Annotated in this window: 16 protein-coding genes; 1 reads left to right on the forward strand and 15 read right to left on the reverse strand. The window is 50.5% G+C overall.

Annotation, left to right across the window (positions count from 1 at the left end):
- Positions 1–179 precede the first annotated feature (179 nt).
- The 8 genes from AB4Z33_RS08220 to AB4Z33_RS08255 all read right to left on the reverse strand — a co-directional run bounded on the left by AB4Z33_RS08220 (position 180) and on the right by AB4Z33_RS08255 (position 13,087).
- Positions 180–4,349: an S-layer homology domain-containing protein gene (locus AB4Z33_RS08220; protein ID WP_442049464.1), complete on the reverse strand. Its 4,170-nt coding sequence runs from the start codon at positions 4,347–4,349 to the stop codon at positions 180–182.
- 183 nt (positions 4,350–4,532) lie between these two features.
- Positions 4,533–5,675 (reverse strand): glycosyltransferase family 4 protein, encoded by a 1,143-nt coding sequence (locus AB4Z33_RS08225; RefSeq protein WP_442049465.1) that lies wholly within the window; start codon positions 5,673–5,675, stop codon positions 4,533–4,535.
- Between the two features lie 207 nt (positions 5,676–5,882).
- Positions 5,883–6,632: a WecB/TagA/CpsF family glycosyltransferase gene (locus AB4Z33_RS08230; RefSeq protein ID WP_442049466.1), complete on the reverse strand. Its 750-nt coding sequence runs from the start codon at positions 6,630–6,632 to the stop codon at positions 5,883–5,885.
- Between the two features lie 7 nt (positions 6,633–6,639).
- Positions 6,640–7,785 carry a polysaccharide pyruvyl transferase CsaB gene (gene csaB, locus AB4Z33_RS08235; RefSeq protein WP_442049467.1) on the reverse strand — a complete coding sequence of 382 codons (1,146 nt, stop codon included), beginning with the start codon at positions 7,783–7,785 and terminating at the stop codon, positions 6,640–6,642.
- On the reverse strand, positions 7,749–9,881 hold the full coding sequence (locus AB4Z33_RS08240) for a DUF5693 family protein (protein WP_442049468.1): 2,133 nt from the start codon (positions 9,879–9,881) through the stop codon (positions 7,749–7,751). Before AB4Z33_RS08240 ends, csaB begins: the two co-directional genes overlap by 37 nt.
- Before the next feature lie 287 nt (positions 9,882–10,168).
- Positions 10,169–11,896 (reverse strand): phospho-sugar mutase, encoded by a 1,728-nt coding sequence (locus tag AB4Z33_RS08245; protein WP_442049469.1) that lies wholly within the window; start codon positions 11,894–11,896, stop codon positions 10,169–10,171.
- Positions 11,897–11,958: 62 nt separating this feature from the next.
- Positions 11,959–12,390 (reverse strand): 3-hydroxyacyl-ACP dehydratase FabZ, encoded by a 432-nt coding sequence (gene fabZ / locus AB4Z33_RS08250; protein WP_442049470.1) that lies wholly within the window; start codon positions 12,388–12,390, stop codon positions 11,959–11,961.
- 139 nt (positions 12,391–12,529) lie between these two features.
- Complete coding sequence (locus tag AB4Z33_RS08255; RefSeq protein WP_442049471.1) at positions 12,530–13,087, reverse strand: CDP-alcohol phosphatidyltransferase family protein; 558 nt, start codon at positions 13,085–13,087, stop codon at positions 12,530–12,532.
- A gap of 246 nt (positions 13,088–13,333) precedes the next feature.
- Here AB4Z33_RS08255 and AB4Z33_RS08260 point away from each other — a divergent pair, with 246 nt between their 5' ends.
- Positions 13,334–15,538 carry an Ig-like domain-containing protein gene (locus AB4Z33_RS08260; protein ID WP_442049472.1) on the forward strand — a complete coding sequence of 735 codons (2,205 nt, stop codon included), beginning with the start codon at positions 13,334–13,336 and terminating at the stop codon, positions 15,536–15,538.
- Between the two features lie 72 nt (positions 15,539–15,610).
- Here the strand turns inward: AB4Z33_RS08260 and AB4Z33_RS08265 are convergent, their stop codons facing one another.
- The 7 genes from AB4Z33_RS08265 to AB4Z33_RS08295 form a co-directional block, all read right to left on the reverse strand.
- The gene (locus AB4Z33_RS08265; protein ID WP_442049473.1) at positions 15,611–16,861 is read right to left on the reverse strand and encodes a glycosyltransferase family 39 protein; all 1,251 of its coding nucleotides are present in this window, start codon (positions 16,859–16,861) and stop codon (positions 15,611–15,613) included.
- A gap of 122 nt (positions 16,862–16,983) precedes the next feature.
- Positions 16,984–17,271: a DNA-directed RNA polymerase subunit beta gene (locus AB4Z33_RS08270; RefSeq protein WP_442049474.1), complete on the reverse strand. Its 288-nt coding sequence runs from the start codon at positions 17,269–17,271 to the stop codon at positions 16,984–16,986.
- 17 nt (positions 17,272–17,288) lie between these two features.
- The gene (locus tag AB4Z33_RS08275) at positions 17,289–18,128 is read right to left on the reverse strand and encodes a flagellar hook-basal body protein (protein WP_442049475.1); all 840 of its coding nucleotides are present in this window, start codon (positions 18,126–18,128) and stop codon (positions 17,289–17,291) included.
- Positions 18,129–18,159: 31 nt separating this feature from the next.
- The gene (locus tag AB4Z33_RS08280; protein WP_442049476.1) at positions 18,160–19,020 is read right to left on the reverse strand and encodes a flagellar hook-basal body protein; all 861 of its coding nucleotides are present in this window, start codon (positions 19,018–19,020) and stop codon (positions 18,160–18,162) included.
- 167 nt (positions 19,021–19,187) lie between these two features.
- On the reverse strand, positions 19,188–20,180 hold the full coding sequence (mreB, locus tag AB4Z33_RS08285) for a rod shape-determining protein MreB (protein ID WP_442049477.1): 993 nt from the start codon (positions 20,178–20,180) through the stop codon (positions 19,188–19,190).
- A gap of 166 nt (positions 20,181–20,346) precedes the next feature.
- Positions 20,347–20,634: a sporulation transcriptional regulator SpoIIID gene (spoIIID, locus tag AB4Z33_RS08290; RefSeq protein WP_307204834.1), complete on the reverse strand. Its 288-nt coding sequence runs from the start codon at positions 20,632–20,634 to the stop codon at positions 20,347–20,349.
- Between the two features lie 180 nt (positions 20,635–20,814).
- Positions 20,815–21,558 carry a peptidoglycan DD-metalloendopeptidase family protein gene (locus AB4Z33_RS08295; protein ID WP_442049478.1) on the reverse strand — a complete coding sequence of 248 codons (744 nt, stop codon included), beginning with the start codon at positions 21,556–21,558 and terminating at the stop codon, positions 20,815–20,817.
- Positions 21,559–21,587: the final 29 nt, after the last annotated feature.

The following is a 21,587-nucleotide window of genomic DNA, read 5'->3' on the forward strand; positions in this document are numbered from 1 at the left end:
GTTGAATGAACCCTTTCTTTCTTTACTTTGCTAGTATAGCTTGTTTCACTCATCACCGTCGATACTTAAGTTTTTCCATGGATAATGTTTCAGGATTCTCATCTTACCACTTTCTCATTAACAATAGTAACAGCCGCAGGCATAGCCTGCGGCCGTTACATGGCGTACTTCACTAGCTATTAATTGATTTTAGGCAGCTTCTTCAGATCCGCAAGAATCTTAGCCGTAATAATCGCAGCGTCGGAACGAAGCAAGTTCGATCTTGGCTCGAATACGTATCCGTTCTTCGGATTGCTTGCATCGACCGGCGATCCTACGATGAAGCCTTTTTTGGCGACTGCAACGACTGAAGCTTGAGCGTAGTAATTCACGTCGCCGCTGTCCTTGAAGATTTTGTCCAAATCCTTCTTAATCTTCGTTGCATCCGTACCCAGCTTCAGGTCCAGCGCTCTTGCAATAATAACTGCCGCTTCCTGACGAGTCAGGTTAACGTTCGGCTGGTAAGTTTGGGGTCCTGTTCCACGAATAATGCCTTCGCGGGCAGCCGTCTCGATATAACGGTAATCCCATAATGCGTCCGGATTTATAATAGTAGGAACATCATTGAAATGCGGTTTGCTCAATTCAAAGTTAAGCGGAATATCGAGAGCCTTCACCATCATTCGAGCAAATTCGCCGCGCGTTACATAAATGTCCGTGCCGAACTCGTCATAACCCGCAGAGTTCATCACGCCTTTGGCATAGATGGCTTCAAGGTAATTGCGCGCGTAAGGATGGGACGTTACGTCCTCGAACGCATATACCATCTTGCCAACAACGTAATAGCCGAATTTGTTAAAAGGTACAGTAATCGTGTTTTTCTTCACATCTACGACTCCGCCGATGTTTTCCCAATACTTCGCTTTTACGTCGTAACGGTAAACGGTAATAATCGTGCCGACGCTATCTTTCATATTCGGATCGAAAGATAAGGTGAGCGTGCCGGTCTTCGATGTAATTAATTCGCGATCATCCGGACGTTCGTCGTAGGTCGGAATCTTCGTGCCGTTCGTTCCTTTGGCGCCTGGATACTGGTAAGGATCTACCCCCATCGCAAGAGGATCATACGCTGTTGTATTTGGATCGTCTGCAAGTCCTGCGTCAATCCAGTATACAGGGCTTGCTTTCGTAAATCGTGTCGGGTACGAGAGTCTGAATCTCGTTCCGAAGCTTTCCAGCGTAATGTCGAAGCCCGGCGGCTTGCTTTCCAGTTCGCGACGGTCAACGACGCCATCCTCGCCGTTCGCAATAGCGAACATCAGGTTATGTCCTGTGAATACCTGGTTCTTCAAGTTGCTCGGTACGTTGAAATCGGTACGGATTAACGATGTATTCGCAGGGAACTTAAGATTTACGGCTCCTTCGAAAACTTTGTGCGAGTTTTTCATGACTTCCAAGTATTGAGCGCCTGGGATATTTGTAGGTTTATACGTAACCTCGAAGCTGCTCTTCACTTCGTCGTCTGCACGAACGATCGTGAACTCGATCTCGTTCTTTCCGACCTTCAAGCCGCTCAAGTACGCTCGGAATGCATTCGTGTAAGTAATCTCCGGCGTTGACGGATTGTTGTCCGAATCATACTCGACCTTCTCGCCCTTGATCTTGTTCACGGTTACGGACTCCGTACCTTCCGGCGCGTTAATGATAACCTCTAAATAGTTCTGGTTGACAACGCTTTGAGCAGGCAAGATTGGACGCAAAATCTTATACGGCATAGAAGTCGGATCGACTTCCAGTCGGTAGCTTGCCCGCGGGCCAGTCAGGCCAGTATTATAAACCACGAAGTTGTAGACACTCGAGCTTCCATCGGCATTCAGTTCCTCGTCGTTCATAATAAACGAGAAGGATTGCGTAACGATATCGTATCTCACCGTCAAGCCTGCCGGTCCTGGGATTGTACCATTAACCGTTCCCAGTACGGCATTGCTATTCAAGCTATCGATTACTTTAAATTCTTGGGTCAAATCCCAAAGGATATCGGTATCGATAGAACTTCCTTTGATCTCCAAAATATAATTTTCTTTTGCTGCTGTAGTCATGGTCGATATTTTTGACTCAACATCTGCAAAGGTTTTACCAAGATCGATAAAGTCAAATGTCCCGTAGATATCCATGAACTGCTCCGTCGTTGTATAAACGGTTCCGCGCAGCGGGAATTTCGGATCATTAGGCAATGGTTCATCCAGGTTATTGCTGTAAGGATAGATCCCAAGCCCCGTATCAACCGGTATAACCGGCAAGTTAGTCGGAACTAGATAAATTTTAAGTTTTTTCTCATAGGCATTTTTAGATCCTTGGAACACGAATCGGATTTCATTCTCGCCAGTGAAGAGCGCGTCGAAAGCTCGATCCCTCTCGCTATCCGAACCAATAGCTGTTCCATCATCATAAATTTGGAATTTGGTTGGATCCGACGGATCAATAGCCTGCAAACGAACAGGCGTATTGTTGATGTAGAAGAACACCGTTTGAGCCCCTGTGCCGGTAAGATCATAACGAATCTCCGACGTATTGTTAATGTTATTGATTTCTCCGGTAAAGTCCGAAAGCTCTTCCACAATAACTTTGCTGATACGATCAGCCGTATCCAGCGTCGTATCGTCATAAATCAATTTATTATCGAAGATCGATTCGTAACTCGTAAACGGTCCGAACAGCATCGTAAACTTAACGGACTTTGTAGCCGTTGCTCCTATGCCTAGATCAACTGTCTGAGTGCCTTCAAACGGCAGCTTGTTAAATACGATTACTTCGCGTTTGAACAGTCGGCTAACGCCGTTCACGTCGCGGTAGACGAATTTCGAGGTAAGTTCGTCCGAACGATTAACAAAGTTTCCATTAGACGGGTCGAGATAATCAGCAGGCGCGCTAACGCCGGTGATGCTTCTGACATTGTTCACGGTAACGACGCTAGAAATATCATTGATATCCGGATTGGCTACCAATACTTCCATCGCGAACGGAATGCTGAACAAATTCACGCCTTCAAGGCCGGAACTCGTCAGATTCTCGAATGGCGCGTTATTCTTATAGCCGCCCAAGTAATTGATTTGTTCAATGTATTGCTGGTTAGCATCGCGAACATAGAACGACATCGTGCCCGTGCCTTCATCGGACGGCAAGCCTTGAGCTTCACGCTTCTCGTTGACAGCGGTAAGCTTCAATCCATATTGCTTGTCGAATTCAGGCGCTGCTCCGATCAAGTTGTTCAGTGGCTCGATGAATTCGTAGACAAAAAACGCGTCCGTAGGCTGGCCAACCGATGGGTTGGGAGCAACCGACAAAAAGTTGCCGGCTTGGCTATCGGGCGACAGGGTCCAATCGATTTGGATGGGAAGCGTCGGATCCGGGTGAGGATCGAGAATGCCGTCCGGCGGCGTATCGTCATCCTTCAAGTAATTCGGAACGATGACTTTACCTGTTACGTACAAATCGCCCTCGTCGTCCACGGCAAAATTCGGATTGTACTCCAACGCGGCCGACCTCTCCGCAACTAATGTGCCCGTGCCTGAACCGTCGTCGACCATTTCCTCCAGATTGACATCGTAGAACGTTACGCTGCCATTGTAAAAGGCGATTTCGCGTGTGGTCTCGATCGTTTGATCCGCATTCTTAACGCGAATAGTTACCAAGTTTTTGCCCTTCAGCAAATTGATTGGGGAAGCAGCGAACTGATAGTTGTTAGAGCTGCTCACATTATAGGTCTTGCTGCTGTTATTCGTAATGATTGTTACGGATTGCGCGTTTGGCGCGAAGCCCGTAAGACTGATGTCGGCTGATGATTTACCGGCGGAAGTTGTCGAATGCACGACCGTCGTGCCGTTTTCTTCAACGCTGAACCGATTGCCGTCCAATTGCGCGACAAGATCGTAGAAGACGGGCGCGTTGTGGTAGTTGATATAAATAGAGTTCGTCACTTCCCCGCCGCCCTGTACGCCCTTGAACGTAATGCGGTTAAGTCCCGGGAAAAGCTCGATATTGTATACTTGAATGTTGAATCCGTTGATGTAAATATTGCTCGTCACGTTCTCGCGCTTCGAGCCGATCTGATCATTGGATGGATCATTATCGCCTTTGTTGTTAATGATTTGGACGACATCGTACGAAACCGTCGCTCCGTTCACGTTGCTGATCGAGCCTGTTAGCGTTACGCGCGGCTCAGTCGTTATGCGCGGTGCGGTCGATACGTCGGATTCGTTGGCAAAGTTGAAGCTTCCCGTCGCGGCAGATACTCCTGTGCCGCTGTACGGCGGCAGTACCTGGAGGACGAGGGCCAGCATTAGCAATACTGCTGAGATTTTTTTAAACACAATTAGCCTCCTCCACTTCTGTCCTTTAAAGTTAGATGTAACGTATATATCGGACAGACCGCAGCCAAAGTTTAGGTTAAACATGAATTTCCAAATATGACAAGTAAGCCGGGTAAAACAAAAAAGCTCCGAGCCTCTTGGTACAAGGGCTCGGAGCGAGTTCATGCTTAAATGATGAAGTTATTATTTCGAACGCGATTCGGCGTTAACCTTGGTCCGCAAGAAGATGCGGTTAAGGAAGCTAATAAGCGGCTTGCGTGTCTTGTCTACAATGCCGGTAACCTCTGCACCGATTTGCAAGAAGAACATAAGCAAGCAGATAACGGCGAACGTGATCCAATTGGCCGCGCTCGATTGCACGATAGTCGACTGCACGATCGCAAGTCCGCCGAAGATAGCGGCAACGCTCCAGATAATGAGAACGGTCTTGCGGTGGCTGAAGCCAAGATCGCGCAGACGGTGATGCAAATGACCTTTGTCCGGTGCGAACACCGGGCGCTTGTTCACCCAGCGGCGAATGATCGCGAAGAACGTGTCCGAGAGCGGAACGCCGATGATAAGGAGCGGCGTAACGAAGGATACGATCGTAACCTGCTTGAATCCAAGCATGGAGAGCGTCGCCAAGCTGAAGCCAAGGAACAGCGAGCCGGAATCTCCCATGAATATTTTCGCAGGATGGAAGTTGAACACAAGAAAACCGACGATGCCGCCAAGCAGCAGCGTACTAAGCAGGATGATCGGCTGGAAGCCCATCAGCGATGCCATGACTACGATCGTTGCAATGGCGATACCAGATACGCCTGCAGCAAGCCCGTCCAAGCCGTCGATCAAGTTAATCGCATTCGTAACGCCTACGATCCATAGAATCGTAATCGGAATCGCGATCCAATGAGCGATAGGCTGCATCGTCTCGCCGAACGGAATGTTCAGCAGATCGATCTTCACTCCGAAGCCGAATACGACAACGCAAGCTGCGGCGATCTGGCCGACTAGCTTCACCTTAGCCGAAAGCTCGAAACGGTCGTCTAAAGCGCCAAGCACAATAATGATTGTCCCGCCGACAAGCAGCGCGTTAATCAGCTTCATGTCGCTTGGACGAAGCAAACCGTCAGGTAACAATGGGGACAATAAGAAGAATCCCCCTACAAATGCAATATAAATAGCTAACCCGCCAAGACGCGGCATAATGCGCGTATGTACCTTGCGGTGATTCGGTTTATCGATTGCGCCGACTTTGAACGCGAATTTCTTCACGAGCGGCGTCATGACAAGGGCTAATACAAGAGAGATGATGAATCCTATCGTGTACAGCAAGCCTACTGGCATTTTGTGCAACTCCCCTTTTCTTCAAATATAAGACGCTCACTTACAAGCAGCCCTATATTTCCTGCGTGTAACGTCATTTTCACCATCAAAGGACGGTGATACGCGTTTACGCATGTACCGAAGTGAATTATACTCCGATTGAAAAAGAAACTCCAATCCCGTTTTCAACCGATTTTCACGATTTTCACTACATATTCGCGGTGTAAGTTAAGGTTTTGTCACTTTTTCTTTGTCGCGAAGCACTTTCACGACGAATTTCGGCAAAACAAGCATTCTTTTGTAGCGTTTCGGCTCTTGCATCAGGCGATAGAGCCATTCGAGACGCAACTTCTGGAAAACAGATGGTGCACGCTTCAATCTGCCGGAAATAACGTCAAAGCTTCCGCCGACACCCATAATGAGCGGTACGTTCAAGCTTTTCTTGTGCTTGACGATCCATGGCTCTTGCGTATCCGCGCCGCGCGCTACGAATAACAAATCGGGCGCCGCTTGTCGGATCTCGGCAATCACTTCATCGTCCTGCTCAGCGGTGAAGAAGCCGTTGCGGCAGCCTACGATCCTTACCTGCGGATACTGCAGCTGCAGCTTCTCGGCCGCCGCTTCAATAATTTCCTGCGTCGTGCCGAGCAAGTACACTTTCCAGTGGCGTTTCTCGCCCTGCTCCATTAATTTGTTAAGCAACTCGATGCCTGTTACTCGCTCAGCAACCGGATTGCCAGCGTGCTTCGCCGCCCACACAACTCCGGCGCCGTCCGGCACGATCAAATCAGCCTTAAGCATCATCCGCGCGTAATTCGGATCGTCCACCGCTGCCATAATCATGATCGGATTAGCCGTAATAACATGCGTAGGTGTTCTTGCCTCAATAGCTGTTGTAAGTAAACGAACCGTCTCGTCCAAATTCAGTTTCGAGAACGGTATGCCATAAATCGGCACGGTTGGATGATTATTCGACATGAGGAAGTCACCTCGATATAGTATGACGCAAGAAATGCACGATTTGTTGCGCCGGTTTTTGCGATTGTTCCACTAATTGGTCGATTGCGCGCTTATGCTTGTCCTGCCACTGACCACGCTGGTCAAGCAACAGACATGCCGCATCGGCGAAAGCTTCTGCGTCCAGCTGCTCCGTCGTGCCAATTGGCGTTAGCCCTAGTCGATTCAGGAATTGATCGATCTTCGGATCGTAGGACAGGCCGAGCATCGGAATGCGCTGGCCTGCGGCATAGATAAGCGCGTGCAGGCGCATGCCCAGCAGCGCGTCGCACCGGCTGACCTCGAGCAGCATCTGCTGCGGATGGTCGCCGGGAGCGGCCAGCTCGGCGGAGCTACCCTCGCCGAGCCGGCCGCGCAGCCGTTCCATCACCTGCTCCGACGTTTCTACGTCAGAGGGGGTGTGGAACGGCAAGAAGCGCAGCCGCACGGGCCGGCGGTGCGACAGCGCGACCAGCGCCTCGACGGCGCGCGCGATATCCGCGCCGTCGAGGCGCCAGTGGCGCAGCGAAACGCCGATGACCGGCGGCGTCTCGCTCGCGCCTTCAATCGCTGCCGCCTCAACGGCCGGCAGCGGCAAGCCCATCACCGGATCGGGTACGACGTCGATCCGGTCCACAGGGACCCCGATCCGCCCGAGCAAAGCGGCGGATTCGGCGTCCCGCACCGAAACATACTTGCTCCGCTTCATCACATTGCGGATCATCGGATCCATCCATCTTCGATTCACCGGGCCAATGCCCTGCGCATACGCAAACGTCGGCTTGCCGAGAAGCTGGGCTAGCTTCATGATTCCCGTATAATACGGAATCGTCTTTACCCCCGTTGCGTCCTGGAGTAAACTACCACCGCCGCTAATGAGCCCGTCGCAGCGACGGAGCGTCTTCAGCACGTCCGCCGGACGCATCCGATGAGCCGATTCAACGCCGTACGTCTTGCTCGTCCACTCCGGGTCTACGGACAACACAATCGGTTTGACCGTTACGCCCTGCGCCTTGCCTTCCGCTTCAAGCGCTATCAGAATCGAGAGCAGCACCGCCTCGTCACCGCTATTATGGAAGCCGTAAAAGCCGGAGATCGCTATTTGATATACTTGCGTATGAGAATCGGTGCCCATTTCTTCAAAACTCCCTCCACAATCAGCCACGCAACAATAAGAATGCAGCCGATAATTGCTCCCGTGCCCAGTCCAAGCAGAACGCGGATAGCCGAAATATAAAGCGGCGTATGCAGATGCGCGAACGTGTCAACCATCGACAGTTGGCCGATTGAGCCAACGATCACGAGCAACCATGCTGCGCGATAACGGAGCGATAAGAACAGTCCGAGCAGGAAGAGCGGGTGCGACAGCAGGAACTCCTTAAAGCGCGGCCTTACGCCGAACGTCTGCTCCAGGAAATTACGGATCACAAGCTCTATCGACGATACCGATCCAGCGTTGCCTGTACGCGACAAGTAATAATAACCGACTACGCCGATAACGGCGACGAGAACAACCCATGTAAGCGTAATAGGCTGCGCAAGCAGCTTGCGAATATTGAACAGCTTCGCATGGCCTGTATAAAGCACGACGTAGATCGCAACAAGCGCAATTGGCGCAAGATGCAGCACGCTAACGCCGCGGAATTGTTCCAATACAAGATTGTACGTAATATTGTTCAACAGGCCGAACACAAGCGGAACGGCTATAAATGAAATCAATGCCGTTACTACGAACCAATTAATCGCCAGTCCAAGACGTTTGCCTACGGAAGGAGCAGCGAACAACCAATTCAAGCGGCCATTCTTCCCGCCTGCAGCCGCTCCGCCCTCTGCAAGGGACGCTTGGCTTCTGCCAACCGACCAATCGTCGCCTCCGACAATACGCCGATCGCCAACGGTTCTAGACGTAATGCGATTCATCGCCCAAATGAGCGCAAGCGTCGGCGCGGCAATGGCAGCGCCCAGAGCCAATGCCTGCTCCATCGTCGAACTATTCAGCTTATACAAGGCAGCGCTTCCTACAAGACCGAGCAGGAATACCGGAATGTTGACGCCCGGTACGAACGTACCGACAACCAGCGCAATAAGCGCAATTGCTCCCAGCGCTACAACGCCGCGAAGCGGCTTCGCCCATGACGGTTGCTCGTAATCGAACGGTTGCGGCTCGCCTGGCGTGAAGCCATGCTCAGCAAGCTTGGCAACAGCCCCGTTTTCCCCGCGCAGCGCTTGGCTTATTTTATCCAGGTTATGAACGAATTTGCCCTTGTCCGTGTTGGCTTGTACCATGCCGTTCATGAAGAACATCCGAATATTGCGATCCTTCGCCGCCAACAAGAAACGGTCGGCGATTGCCTCAGGTGACATTTCCATCCCGTCTCCCGGAGAGAGGGAATAGAGGCGAACAATATTATAATTCGTATTGTACGCTAAATTATTTAGCCCTTTTTGCGGTTTTTTCAAATTTTCAATCGCTATAAGTCCCATCTCATACTTATTCAACAATTCGGAGACGCTCAGCAAATTCGCCTTGTCCGATCCGCCTTTCACGACATCTCCGTCGAACAGCACTCGAGTAACGCCCAATTCCTTCATCATGCCGAGCTGCTCGTCCAAATCCGATTCCTCGTAAGGCTGGATTTTGTTCGAGATGCGCGGCAAAATTTTAAAGCCTGCATCATGAAGCTCCTGAAGCGTCATTGGATCAAAATCCATCGTCTTCATGACCGCTTCGGCAACCGGCATTTCAATGACAAGACCGTTTTTACCTTCGTATGACCAGTCTCTGTAGACAGCTTCGGCGCGGTCGAACGCTTCGCGGACGATCGGACCGATCTGCTCTTCCTCTTCTTTGCCATTGTATAAAATATAAGTGAAGTTTTGTCCCGGCGTTTCGAACTTGCCTTGCAGCAGAGCTGCGTCGCGGGAGCTAAAATACATCAGTCTGCCGGAGAGCACAAGCTCCTTGAGCGAGCTCTCATAGACAGCCATCGTCGTGATGCCCGAATCCTTAAGCAGCTGGAGCTTTTCCTTCACGAACTCCCGGGGCTTCGTTTGCAGCTCCGACACTTCAATAATATCGCGATAGTCGAATACATACTCAATGTTCTTCGACGTCTTCTCCATTTCCATCCGAACCAGGCCAAGCGGCATGGCCGCCGCTACGCCAATCAGCGTAATGACCCATAACCATATCTTCGCGTGCCGATTCCATTGCTGCCATCGTAAAAGCACGAAACTCCTCCGTTCCAAAACCTAAATAAATAATTCAACAGACATTACGGACACTGCAAACCCTTAATCTCGATATCTGGGTCTATGTCCTTCCTAGCGGACCCAGATGACCTTAATCGACCGATTTGGAGTTCAAATCCTTGAAATAACGTTAATTAAGGTCTACTGGGTCCGTTAAGCTGGAGATCTGAGACTCATACAATAATTAGGGTCCCTATAGTCCGTAACTTTGATTAATGTACATCAAATGGCGCTCAGGTCATCCCCCAGCCATATCCCTTAATAGCCTATGCTTTGCTGTCAACTCGTGCCATAACGGCATCCTTCAACACTTGAAGCGACTCTGCAGCCGCAGCCGTCGATTCGCCTTTGACCGCAAAATAAACTTTGATTTTCGGCTCCGTGCCCGATGGGCGCAAGCAGAACCAAGATCCGTCCGCACGAAGATACTTAAGCACATTTTCCGGACGAAGTCCGTCTAGGCCGGCAGCGTAATCAAGCACCTGTTCAACCTTCACGCCGCCGATCTCACGAGGCGGATTTTGACGCCAGTCGTCCATGATCGCCGCGATCTGCTGAACACCGTCGAATCCTTTGAGCGTGCGGGACTCCAAGCCCTCCAAGTACACACCGTGCTGCGCATACAGCTCAAGCAGCACATCGTATAAAGTCTTTCCTTTGCTGCTATAATAAGCAGCCGCTTCACAGATCAACAGCGATGCGACAATCGCGTCCTTATCGCGCGCGTATGTGCCCGTCAGATAGCCGTAGCTTTCCTCATAACCGAATAGAAATGCGCGCTCGCCCGTTTGCTCGTAACGCGTCATTTTCTCACCGATATATTTGAAGCCTGTAAGTGTATTTTCAACTGCAACGCCGTATGACAAAGCGATATCCGCGCCCATCTCGCTCGTGACGATCGTCTTAACAACGACGCCATTAGCTGGAAGCTTGCCGCGCTCTTGCAGTTGGCTAAGTACATAATGAACCATCAAAGCGCCCGATTGATTGCCTGTTAGCACGACGTATTCGCCTTCGTTGTTTTTCACGACGGCGCCCATGCGGTCCGCATCCGGATCCGTACCGATAATGATGTCGGCGCCAGTCTCCTTCGCAAGGGCAATCGCCAGCGTGAACGCTTCGCGTTCCTCGGGATTCGGCGACTTCACCGTGCTGAAGTAACCATCAGGTTGCTCCTGCTCGGGTACGATGTGAACGTTGCGGAAGCCCGCTTGCTTCAATACCTCGCGTACAGGAATGTTTCCTGTTCCGTGCAACGGCGTGAACACGACGCCGAACTTCTCGCCGATCTCGCCTTTCAGCAGCTCGCCATTCAAGCTTTGCGCTGCAACCGTATCAATAAATTGTTGATCCGCATCAGCGCCCAACCAGCGAAGCAAACCTTTAGCTTCCGCTTCCTCGCGGCTTACGCGTTTGATCTCCCCGAAGTCAACGATTTGGCCGATTGAAGCGATAACTTGCTCTGCTTCCTCCGGAATCAGCTGACAACCGTCTGCTCCGTAAGCCTTATAGCCGTTATATTCAGGAGGGTTATGGCTTGCCGTAATGACAATGCCGCTCGCYGCGTTCAACGCGCGAACCGCAAAGGACAATTGCGGCGTAGGACGAAGCCCTTCGAATAAATACGTCGTAATGCCGTTAGCCGCAAGCACAAGCGCCGAATCCAGCGCGAATTCAGGCGACAGATTGCGGGAGTCATGCGCGATAACGACCGATGGCTTGTCGCTCTCAGCATCTGCTTTGGCAAGCAGCCAATTCGCTAGACCTTGCGTTGCTTTGCCTACGGTATAAGCATTCAATCGGTTCGTCCCTGCACCCATAACCCCGCGCAAGCCGCCTGTCCCAAATTCAAGATCGCGATAGAAACGATCCGTAATTTCCTTCTCGTCGCCGGCGATGCCGCGCAGTTCCGCCTTCGTCGCTTCATCGATTAGCGGATCATTTAACCATGCTTCATATTTGGCCGCAGCCGTGTTCAGGGATGATTGAGTCATATATTCAACCTCTTTCTTCGTATCTTTGATAATCAAAACGAGCCTACGTGTGCAACAAATGATTAATTACGATCGGACAGAGCAAACATAAGCTCGCCTTCGGCTACTACCTTGTCACCAACTTTTGCAGTCGCTTTTCCTTTGCCGATCGGCCCTTTGAGGCGTGTAATCTCTACCTCTAGAATAAGGGTATCGCCAGGCTTCACTTGGTCGCGGAAACGGAAGCCGTCAATGCCCGCGAAGAATCCGAGCTTGCCGCGGTTCGCTTCAACCATAAGCATCGCAACCGAGCCTACTTGCGCAAGCGCCTCCACGATCAATACGCCCGGCATAACCGGATAACCTGGGAAATGCCCTACAAAAAAGGGTTCGTTCATCGTTACGTTTTTGAGTCCGACGGCCTTTACGCCCGGTTCAACCTCCAAAATACGGTCGATGAGCAGGAATGGAGGGCGGTGCGGAATAATTTCTTGGATTTGATTAATATCGAGCATGTTAAACAATACCCCTTTCGCAAAGTTCACTAGTATAAAAAAAGTTATTTTAACTAAAACTATACTTATCCTTCATGAAACTGCAGTTCGTGGAGGTTAAGATAAGGGAGCTTGACTATGAGACCTGAAGCGTCTTTGGTCAAGCTTCTTTTTTCTCCGGCTCACCTTCCTGTTTATGTAGCACGTCGACTTCCGGCTTATTTAGCGCCTTGAATAATGCGATATACATAAAGGAAGTAATAAATGAGAAGCCGATAACCGCCCAAAGATACGACTTTGCAAACGATGCATCGAAGAAAATAAACATGATGGCGGAATAAAATAATATCGTCGTCAGTTTCCCCATCCAGTTGGCCGGCACGGTCTTCTTGCCCCGGAAATGATAAAACATGCCTCCCGCTATCATGCCCAAATCGCGCAAAAACATCGCTCCAGCCGCAGCCCATGAAATCATGTCTGCCAGCAACAGCGATAAGATGACTGTTATGAGCATAAGCTTATCGGCCAGCGGATCAAGCATAATGCCAACCGTTGTCACTTGTCCGCTCTTACGAGCGATGTAGCCGTCCAAAATATCGGTAATACCGGCGGCGACCATAATCAGAAAGGCTGGGATCATATAACCGCTTGAGAATACACCTATGTACACCGGAATTAACACAAAGCGTAATGAGGTTAATAGATTCGGCAGATTCAAACGGTCACACTCCTTTGCCTATTCCTGACTTTCGCCTCGGCTCCCAACTATTATACAACTACCATATGCAAATGAAAACCGCGCATGCGTCCCCCTTGGCAGAAGAATGCGCTGCATCCCCATAAATGTTGTAGTTCTCTATACCCATTTGAAATAAGTTGCCCTGTTTATCTTCATTTCCAGCCTTTTCTAACCGTTAATAGTAGAAGACACTATTATTAATGAAGCAGAAAGGAACGGGATGCAGTGAATTTACGTTTACAATGGAACTTGTCGTTCATGCAGGCGCGAAAATGGCTTGCCGCTACTCTGGCACTTATGCTTATTGCTACCTCGATGACAGGAATCGCTTATGCGGCGGAGGATACCGTAACCGGAATCGAATTCGATTATGATGCCTCGGATTTCAATAGCAGCACCAATTCCCTTGATCTAAAGGTCGAGTCGGATAAAATCAATGTCACTTTATTTGCCAATATCTCCGGGAGCACAACGAAAAAAAATGTTACTTCAAGCGCAACATGGAAGTCGTCAAGCGCCTCGATCGTAAAGGTTGAGAGCGGCGTCCTTACCGGTCTCGGTAAAGGCACGGCAACGATTACAGCAACTTATAGCGGATACACGGTCAGCATCAAAGCAACGTCTGACTATGTATACGATCAAATTGTAATCAAGGATTCCGAAGGCGGCGAAGTCGACTCTACTCAAAAGATTAAACTGGGCGAAAAGCTCGTTTATAAACTTGATGGCATCAAAACCAATGCTGAAGACGAGCTCATTACCGATGCGACCTGGTTGACTTCGAACACAGCAGTAGCGACCGTCGTTGACGGTACAATTACGCTTGTTGGTGCAGGCTCAACAACGATTACCGCGAAATACAAGGGCAAGAGCGACACGGTTGTTCTGACTGTCTCTTCGCCCTACAAGTCAATTGAGCTTAACAAGTCAGGACTTTTAGAACTTGAGATCGGTACCGACGACACAGTTTTAACAGCTACAGCAACAGAACAGGATACACTTAAAATTATTCCCGTAACGGATATCGCAAAATGGACGAGCTCTAGCACAGCTGTCGCAACAGTCGATAAAGGCTCCATTACGCCAGTTGGCGCGGGCAAAACGACGATCACCGTCTCGTATCTCGGTGTAACCACTTCCATCGAAGTCGTTGTTCGAGCAGCTTATCAATCGATCAAGCTAACGCCGGAAAAGGAATACCATATGTTCCTCCAAGATCCCAAACTTTCGATTAAGGCGGAAGTTTTAACGAACCAGAACGAAACAGATGACGCAACCCAAGATGCTACATGGACATCCTCCAACGTAATCGTTGCTACCGTTGAATACGGTGTTGTTACACCTAAAGGCGTTGGCACAACGAAAATTACGGCTTCACACAAAGGGGTAAGCCGCAGCATCGAAGTAACCGTATATGCCAGCATCAATGCGGTGAAGACGGAGTCAAAGGAAATTGACGGTTTCGTCTCCGACAGCGCCGAGCTTCCAAAAGTAACCGCTACGATCTTCGACGGCACGGAGACCGATGTCAGCAAGCTTGTGAAATGGACTTCTTCCGATGAGGAAATCGCTACGATCAAGGACGGCAAATGGACAGCGGTCGCAATCGGTGAAGCAGTACTTACGGGTACTGTGCAAGGATATAAAGTAGAAGCTAAGCTGACAGTGCACGTCAAACCGCTTAAACTCATTGCAAGCACGAAGGAAATGAGTGTTATTATCGGTAAAGAAACAGCGTTGCCGAGCGTAACCGTCGTTAATGAGGACGGCGAAGAAGAGGACGTAACGAAGTCCATCAAGTGGAAGACAACGTCCGATAATATCGTATTGAAGGCCGAGACCGTTAAAGGTCTTGAAGCTTCTACCGTTTCCCTGACCGGCACGTACTTGAATAAAACGATAACCGTAAAAGTTCGAATTGAAGAGGAGATCGTGAAGCTCGTCGTAGAGCCTACCTCTCTCGCGCTCAATCCGGGACGCTCGAAGTCGATTAAAGTAACCGGCTATTACAAAGACGGCAAAAAAATCTCACTCGGTTCCAAAATGAACTGGGAGGTCAATCCCGATACAATCGCATCCGTTAACGGCAGCTCCGTTAAAGCAATAGCAGTCGGCAGCGGCAAAGTATCCGGGTCTTACCAAGGCAAGAAGGTTGAGATCGCCCTAGTCGTTACCCCTAAGCTGAAGTCGCTCTCGGTGTCGTCTAAGACGGTATCGCTCAGCCCTGGCGCAGCGTTCGCAATAACGTTAACGGCGAACTACACAACGGGAAGCCCGGTTAATGCAACGGCCAGCGCGATATGGACGAGCTCCAAGCCAAGCGTAGCTACAGTAATCGACGGCAAGATTACAGCGGTAAGCAAAGGTACATCGACGATCAAAGCAAGCTTTGGCGGCAAAACGATTACCATACGCGTTAGCGTTAAATAGAAGCCTCTAAATGAACAAAGCCCTTTCACTTCCGGTCACGGAAGCTGAAAGGGCTTTGTTGTTAAGGTTAAGCTATGCATCAATTGAAGCGGACGCTTTACTCCGTTTGCTATATTTCAGAACGAACCAGTCGTAGAGCCGTTTCCCAGTGTCTGCCGTCAGCAACAGGATGAGCGGGATCAAGGTGAACGTATACCTCGCCTCCGCGACGTAGATAAGTCTCAGCGCGGTCATCGAGACGACCAACAGCGCGATGAAGATCAGCAGCGGCTGCGAACGTTTATACCGCAGCAGCGCATAGATCGTACCAAACGCCGCGAGCAGCATAATGACGAAGTGCAACGGCAAGCCGTTCATCGGTATAATCGTATACCATGGATCATGTCCCGTTCCCGTATAGACCGGGCCGTACAGATAGACTAGCTTGCCTACTGTATACCAGCCAAGGAAGGTCAGCGGATAATGTTTGAAGCCGTATATAATGCGCTCCTTAGCGACCTCCGTCTGTGAATCTTCCGCCTTCGCATGAATCGGAACAATCGTATTCTCATAGTTCTTGTATTCGAACGTGCCGGCGTACAACGGATTCTCCATCGTGGACAGCAAAATGAACTTATCGAACGTCACCATATTGCGAATCCACCATGGACTCATCAGCACGGCGAATACGAGCATCGTCACACCGAAGACGGTCAATACCTTCTTACGGCTTTGCTTCAGTTTCCAGCCGTAGAATACAACGAACAGCAGCGCAACTGGCAGAAATTCCGGACGCGTAAGCACGAGCGCTCCGAGCGCAGCACCTGCCGCTAGCGCCCATGGAAGCGACAGTTTCTCGTAGGAGCGCAGCTGCAGCGTAACGTACAACGCGAGCAGGAACGTCGCCAGCACCTCGGTTAGTATCGCTCCGTTCGCATAAACGAATGGCGGATAGACCGCCGCCAGCAGCAAAGCGATGAGCGCTTGCGCTCTCCCTAGCTGCCGATAGGCAAGTTGGAACAACAACGCCATCGTAGCAAGACTTAAGATAACTTGTATGTATCTGACATAAGGAAAAGGATCATGCTGCTTATAGTCAACCGCTTTATAGATCCCCGCTAGGAAGAGCGGGAAACCCGGCGTCACCTTCGCATTCGGCTGTTCTTCCTTATAGGCGTAAACGCCTTTCTCCAACAATTGTTGAACCATTAGATTGTAATACTTCGTATCATGGTTTTTCATGCTATGCGTCGACGATGCGACAAAGTCGAAGCGCAGAAAAGCGCCTACTATGAATACGACAGCRACAGCGCCCCAGTACCATTTTGCACGAGATTGGTTCATCTTCTCCACCATACCGCCTTCCCCTAAAATTCCACACACAAAAAAAGATCACGCTCAGCAGTCGCTCCTGCAAGAGCATGATCTCATATGCTTATTCGTACGAGCAAATGCGTCGTACACCCTTACGAATCGGCAAACACCAAATCGTATAGATGCTGCCAAGTCGACCAACTGAATACTTCATCCTCCGGCTGCTTGCCAAGTACGACATAACCGGCGTACAGGCCTGCAATGAGCATAATGACCATAATGACTGGCACGATGCTCTTGCGCAAAATCCATAAAGCGATATTCGCACCTTTGGAACGCTGCTTCTTAGCTTTAGCCTTCGTCTTCGAGCCGTCTCGCTTTGGGGGATCTTCTCCTTCGCCCCTATTGCTATTCTCGACTCGCTCATCGGCCATACTCATTCACCATCATCCTATCCTTATGCGCGCAAACTGTTAGCAAGCCCCATCATCGTATCACTGGACGAGAGAGCACGCGCGGCCAACTGGTAAGCGCGCTGTACACTAATAAGCTCCGTAATCTCATCCGTCATTTCGACATTGGATTGCTCCAAATAACCTTGGTTAACAGTAACGCCATTATCGCTGCCAGGCACGATAAGCTGAACGACGTCTCCTTGGTTGATTCCATCAGCAATAATGAACAGATTGTCCGCCACCGCCGTCAACGCTGCAGGACGTGTCGCTTGCAGCAGCTTCACGCTGCCAAGCTCGATCGTCTGCTCGGACGAAACGCCAAGCACAGTGCCATCCGGATTGACGCGCAGGCTGTAGCCCTGCGGTACGACGATCTGCCCGTCTACGAGAGCACCCGTCTGATCCCTGACTCTTCCGACTACAGGGTATCCGTCTTCCGTTGCCAGTATGGTATCACCGTTTGCGTTAGGCGTCAACTGGAAGGCGCCGTTGCGCGTGTACGCACGGTTGCCTGCCGCATCGACTTCGACCTCGAATAGGGCATTTCCTTCAATGGCAAGGTCAGTCTCTTTATCCGTCGCTTTAACCGGTCCTTGCGACAAATTCGGCTGCACCATCGTCATATGCGAACCCCAGCCTTGGTTGAAGTTCATCGGCGACAGCCTGCCCGGCTGATTGAACGCTTCCGGCTGTCTTCTCACGTTCGTGAGCAAATCCTCGAACGTCGCTTCCTTCTTCTTATAGCCTACCGTATTCGCGTTCGCTATATTATCGGCGAGCAAGTCGAGCTTCTGCTGCAGCCCGTTCATCGACACCATCGCATTAATCATTGAACCGTTCATGCATAGCCTCCTGACGCAATTTCGTTATCGGTTAGACGCGGCCAATCTCTGTTACCGCTTTGCCTAAGCTTTGATCGTAAAATTGAATAACCTTCTGATTCGCTTCATAAGCCCGAAGCGCAGCCATCAGATCGACCGAAGCTTGCGCGGCGTCTACGTTGGAGCGTTCGACGTAGCCTTGTCTTACTTCGATTCTCTCGCCTGCATCGATTGCGCGGGCATTGCCGTCTTCGCCTTCGAAGCGGAAGTTGCCGTTGCCGTCGCGCACAAGCTCGTTCGGATTATCTACGCGCGTGATGAGGAGCTGCCCCCGCTCAATGCCTGCGGGATCTAAGAACCGCTGATCGTCGGTCAACATCAGATTCTCAAGGCTTGTCCCGACCGGAAATTGGATAGGCTGACCGTTCGCTCCAAGTACGCTAGAGCCATCGGTCGTCATGAGGAAGCCGTCTTCCGTCAATGTGAACTTGCCTCCGCGCGTATAGCGCACTTCTCCATTCGCGTTCTGAACGGTGAAGAACGCTTGCGGCTGGAACGTCACTTGGCCGTCTTCGCTAACCGACTTGCCTGATTCATCGAACACGAGTCCAGGCACATCGATATTCGAGATAAGAGCGAAGTCAGATGCGTTATTCGTCYGCGTCAGGTCGCCTTGCAGATGAATCGATAAGCTCTCCTCCGCGAATACGCCGCTCGTTAACTTGCCGATCTTCATTTGATCCTTCGGCTCAACGCCTGTAAGCGACAAGAGCATCTCAGGAAATGCGCGCGACACCGAATTGGTCTGCTTGTAGCCCGGTGTATTGATATTCGATATATTATTCGTTACCGTATCATGTCTGCGTTGCTGTGCAATCATGCCGGCAGCTGCGGTATATAGTCCTCTTAACACGATTGTAACCTCCTCGTGGCTTTCATTCCCAGTACCTCTATATATTATCGGTTGAAAGCAAGGCAGGCTGAATAGCATGTCTATGCGACCTTTGACTCATTTGCGCCTCGGCTCGCCCCCCTATGGCTCCCTACCCGCGCAAACGATTCAAATGCCGCTAACCGGCCTTATTTTTTACCGAGCTTGTCCAAGTGATCGAGCAGAATACCCGTACCCTTCACGACGCAATGCATCGGATCCTCAGCGATCAGCACCGGTACCTTCAGTTCCTCTGCGAGCAGAGCATCGAGCCCGTCCAATAACGCGCCGCCGCCTGTCAGAATGACGCCGCGGTCGATAATATCGGCGGACAATTCCGGCGGCGTACGCTCCAGTACCGACTTGGCTGCCGATACGATCGACATCACCGGATCCCATAGCGCTTCGCGAACCTCGTTCGAGCGGATCGTAACCGTAAGCGGCAGACCCGACACCATGTCGCGTCCGCGAATATCGATCTCGTCGCGGCGTCCGTCCTCGAATACCGTGCCAATCTTAATCTTAATATCCTCGCTCGTTCTCTCGCCGATCAGAAGCTTGTACTTGCTCTTAATATATTTCATGATTGCGTCGTCGAACTTGTCCCCTGCGACTTTAATCGAAGAGGCGGTAACGACGTCGCCCATAGAAAGAACGGCTACATCCGTCGTACCCCCGCCAATGTCCACGACCATATTGCCGCTAGGCTGGAATATGTCCATTCCAGCCCCAATAGCGGCAGCCTTCGGCTCTTCTTCCAAAAAAACTTCCTTCGCGCCGCTGCGTTCCGCCGCCTCGCGAATCGCTTTCTGCTCTACCGACGTAATATTCGTTGGCGCGCAGATTAGAATGCGAGGACGGCTGAACCACTTGCGGCCTTCCACACGGTCAATAAACGCTTTCAGCATAATTTCCGTAATTTCAAAGTCTGCGATTACGCCATCTCTTAGCGGACGAATCGCAATGATGTTGCCCGGAGTACGGCCCACCATACGGTGCGCCTCCTCGCCTACGGCAAGCACGCGCTTCGTGTCGCTCTCAATTGCAACGACAGACGGCTCGTCAAGCACAACGCCTCTTCCTTTTACATGAATCGAAACATTGGCTGTTCCAAGATCAATCCCGATATCCTTGCTCAGCATAAGGCTTAAGTCCCCCAACGAATAATGTTTACATAACGTACGTTTAGTCCCTCTTGACAGAGAAACCGCTAGTGTACATTATTCGCCAAAAAGGTCGAAATTCCTCTACAAATCGATGAAAAATTTTCATGCCGTGTCAGCGCGTGTCGACTAATCTTTTATTTGATTACACCTTGCCCGCGGCAATGACTTCACGCTTCTTGGAACTCGTTTTTTTGTATTTGATTTTGGTCGCTTCGCCTCCTCTTAAATGCCTAATCGATTTGTGATACTCGAGAATGTGCTTAACCTGGTCTGCCAGGTCGGGGTTGATTTCCGGCAGTCGTTCGGTCAAATCCTTATGCACCGTACTCTTGGACACACCGAACTCTTTGGCGATCGTTCGCACCGTATGCTTCGTTTCAACGATGCAGCGGCCTATTTTAATGGTTCGCTCTTTGATGTAATCGTGCACGTTCCCGCCTCCCTACTCGAGATAGTTTGGTACATTATATGAGTCGAGCGGGTATATATTCGTTATGGCCAAGCGTGACAAGCCCGATTGCCAATAATTTTTAAATAAAAACAGAAACAGGCAGGGGAATGTCCCCTGCCTGTGCGCCGCTAGCGTAGTATTTACGCCGCTTCTAACGGTTTACTGCTCTTTGATGAAATCATTCGGATTAACCGGATCGCCGTTCACGAGCGTTTCATAATGAAGGTGGATGCCGAGATCGCGTTGGAGATCGTTGCGGCCCGCTTTTGCAATAACCGTGCCTTGCTGCACCTCGTCGCCTTCTTTAACCGCTACTTCCGATACGCTTTGGTAAACCGTCGACAGCTCTTCGCCGTGCGAGATCTCTACCGTCAGACCGTTTTTCGGATGCTGATACACCTTCGTTACTGTACCCGAGAGCGCTGCCGCTACATCGAACGTCTTGCCTGTCGGATCAACGAAGTCCATACCCGTGCTGAGTACGAATTTGTTGTCCTCGATCTCTACAATCGCGTCCTCTTGCTCCGTTGCCGGAAGCTTGTCATCGTAGAACGGCGTCTTCACAGTAAGTGTTTCTGTGTTAACCGGCCATTCCATCGATTCGTTGCCTGCGATAACAGGCAATGCGCCTTCTTCGCCTGCATTTGTTTGACCGTCACCTTGAGTCTCTTCAGTAGGATCGGATGTAACTGCTTTGTCTGTGTTCGTGTCCGCTCCCTGATAGATCCAAAGTAAGGTTACGATAATTGCTGCCGCGGCCATGAAGAGCGCTGGGGATACCCATCTCTTAGCGAATAGGCTTCTCCATCCACTGCTAGACTTGGCGGCAGACGTTCCTCCCAGAGCGTTTTTGGGAGTTTCTTCTGGTCTTTGCTTCGGTTTGTTCTGATTTTGTTCATTCATTTTTATATCACCTCACTAGCCATTGTTGC

Source organism: Paenibacillus sp. 2TAB19, from assembly GCF_052115185.1.
Lineage (GTDB): Bacteria > Bacillota > Bacilli > Paenibacillales > Paenibacillaceae > Pristimantibacillus.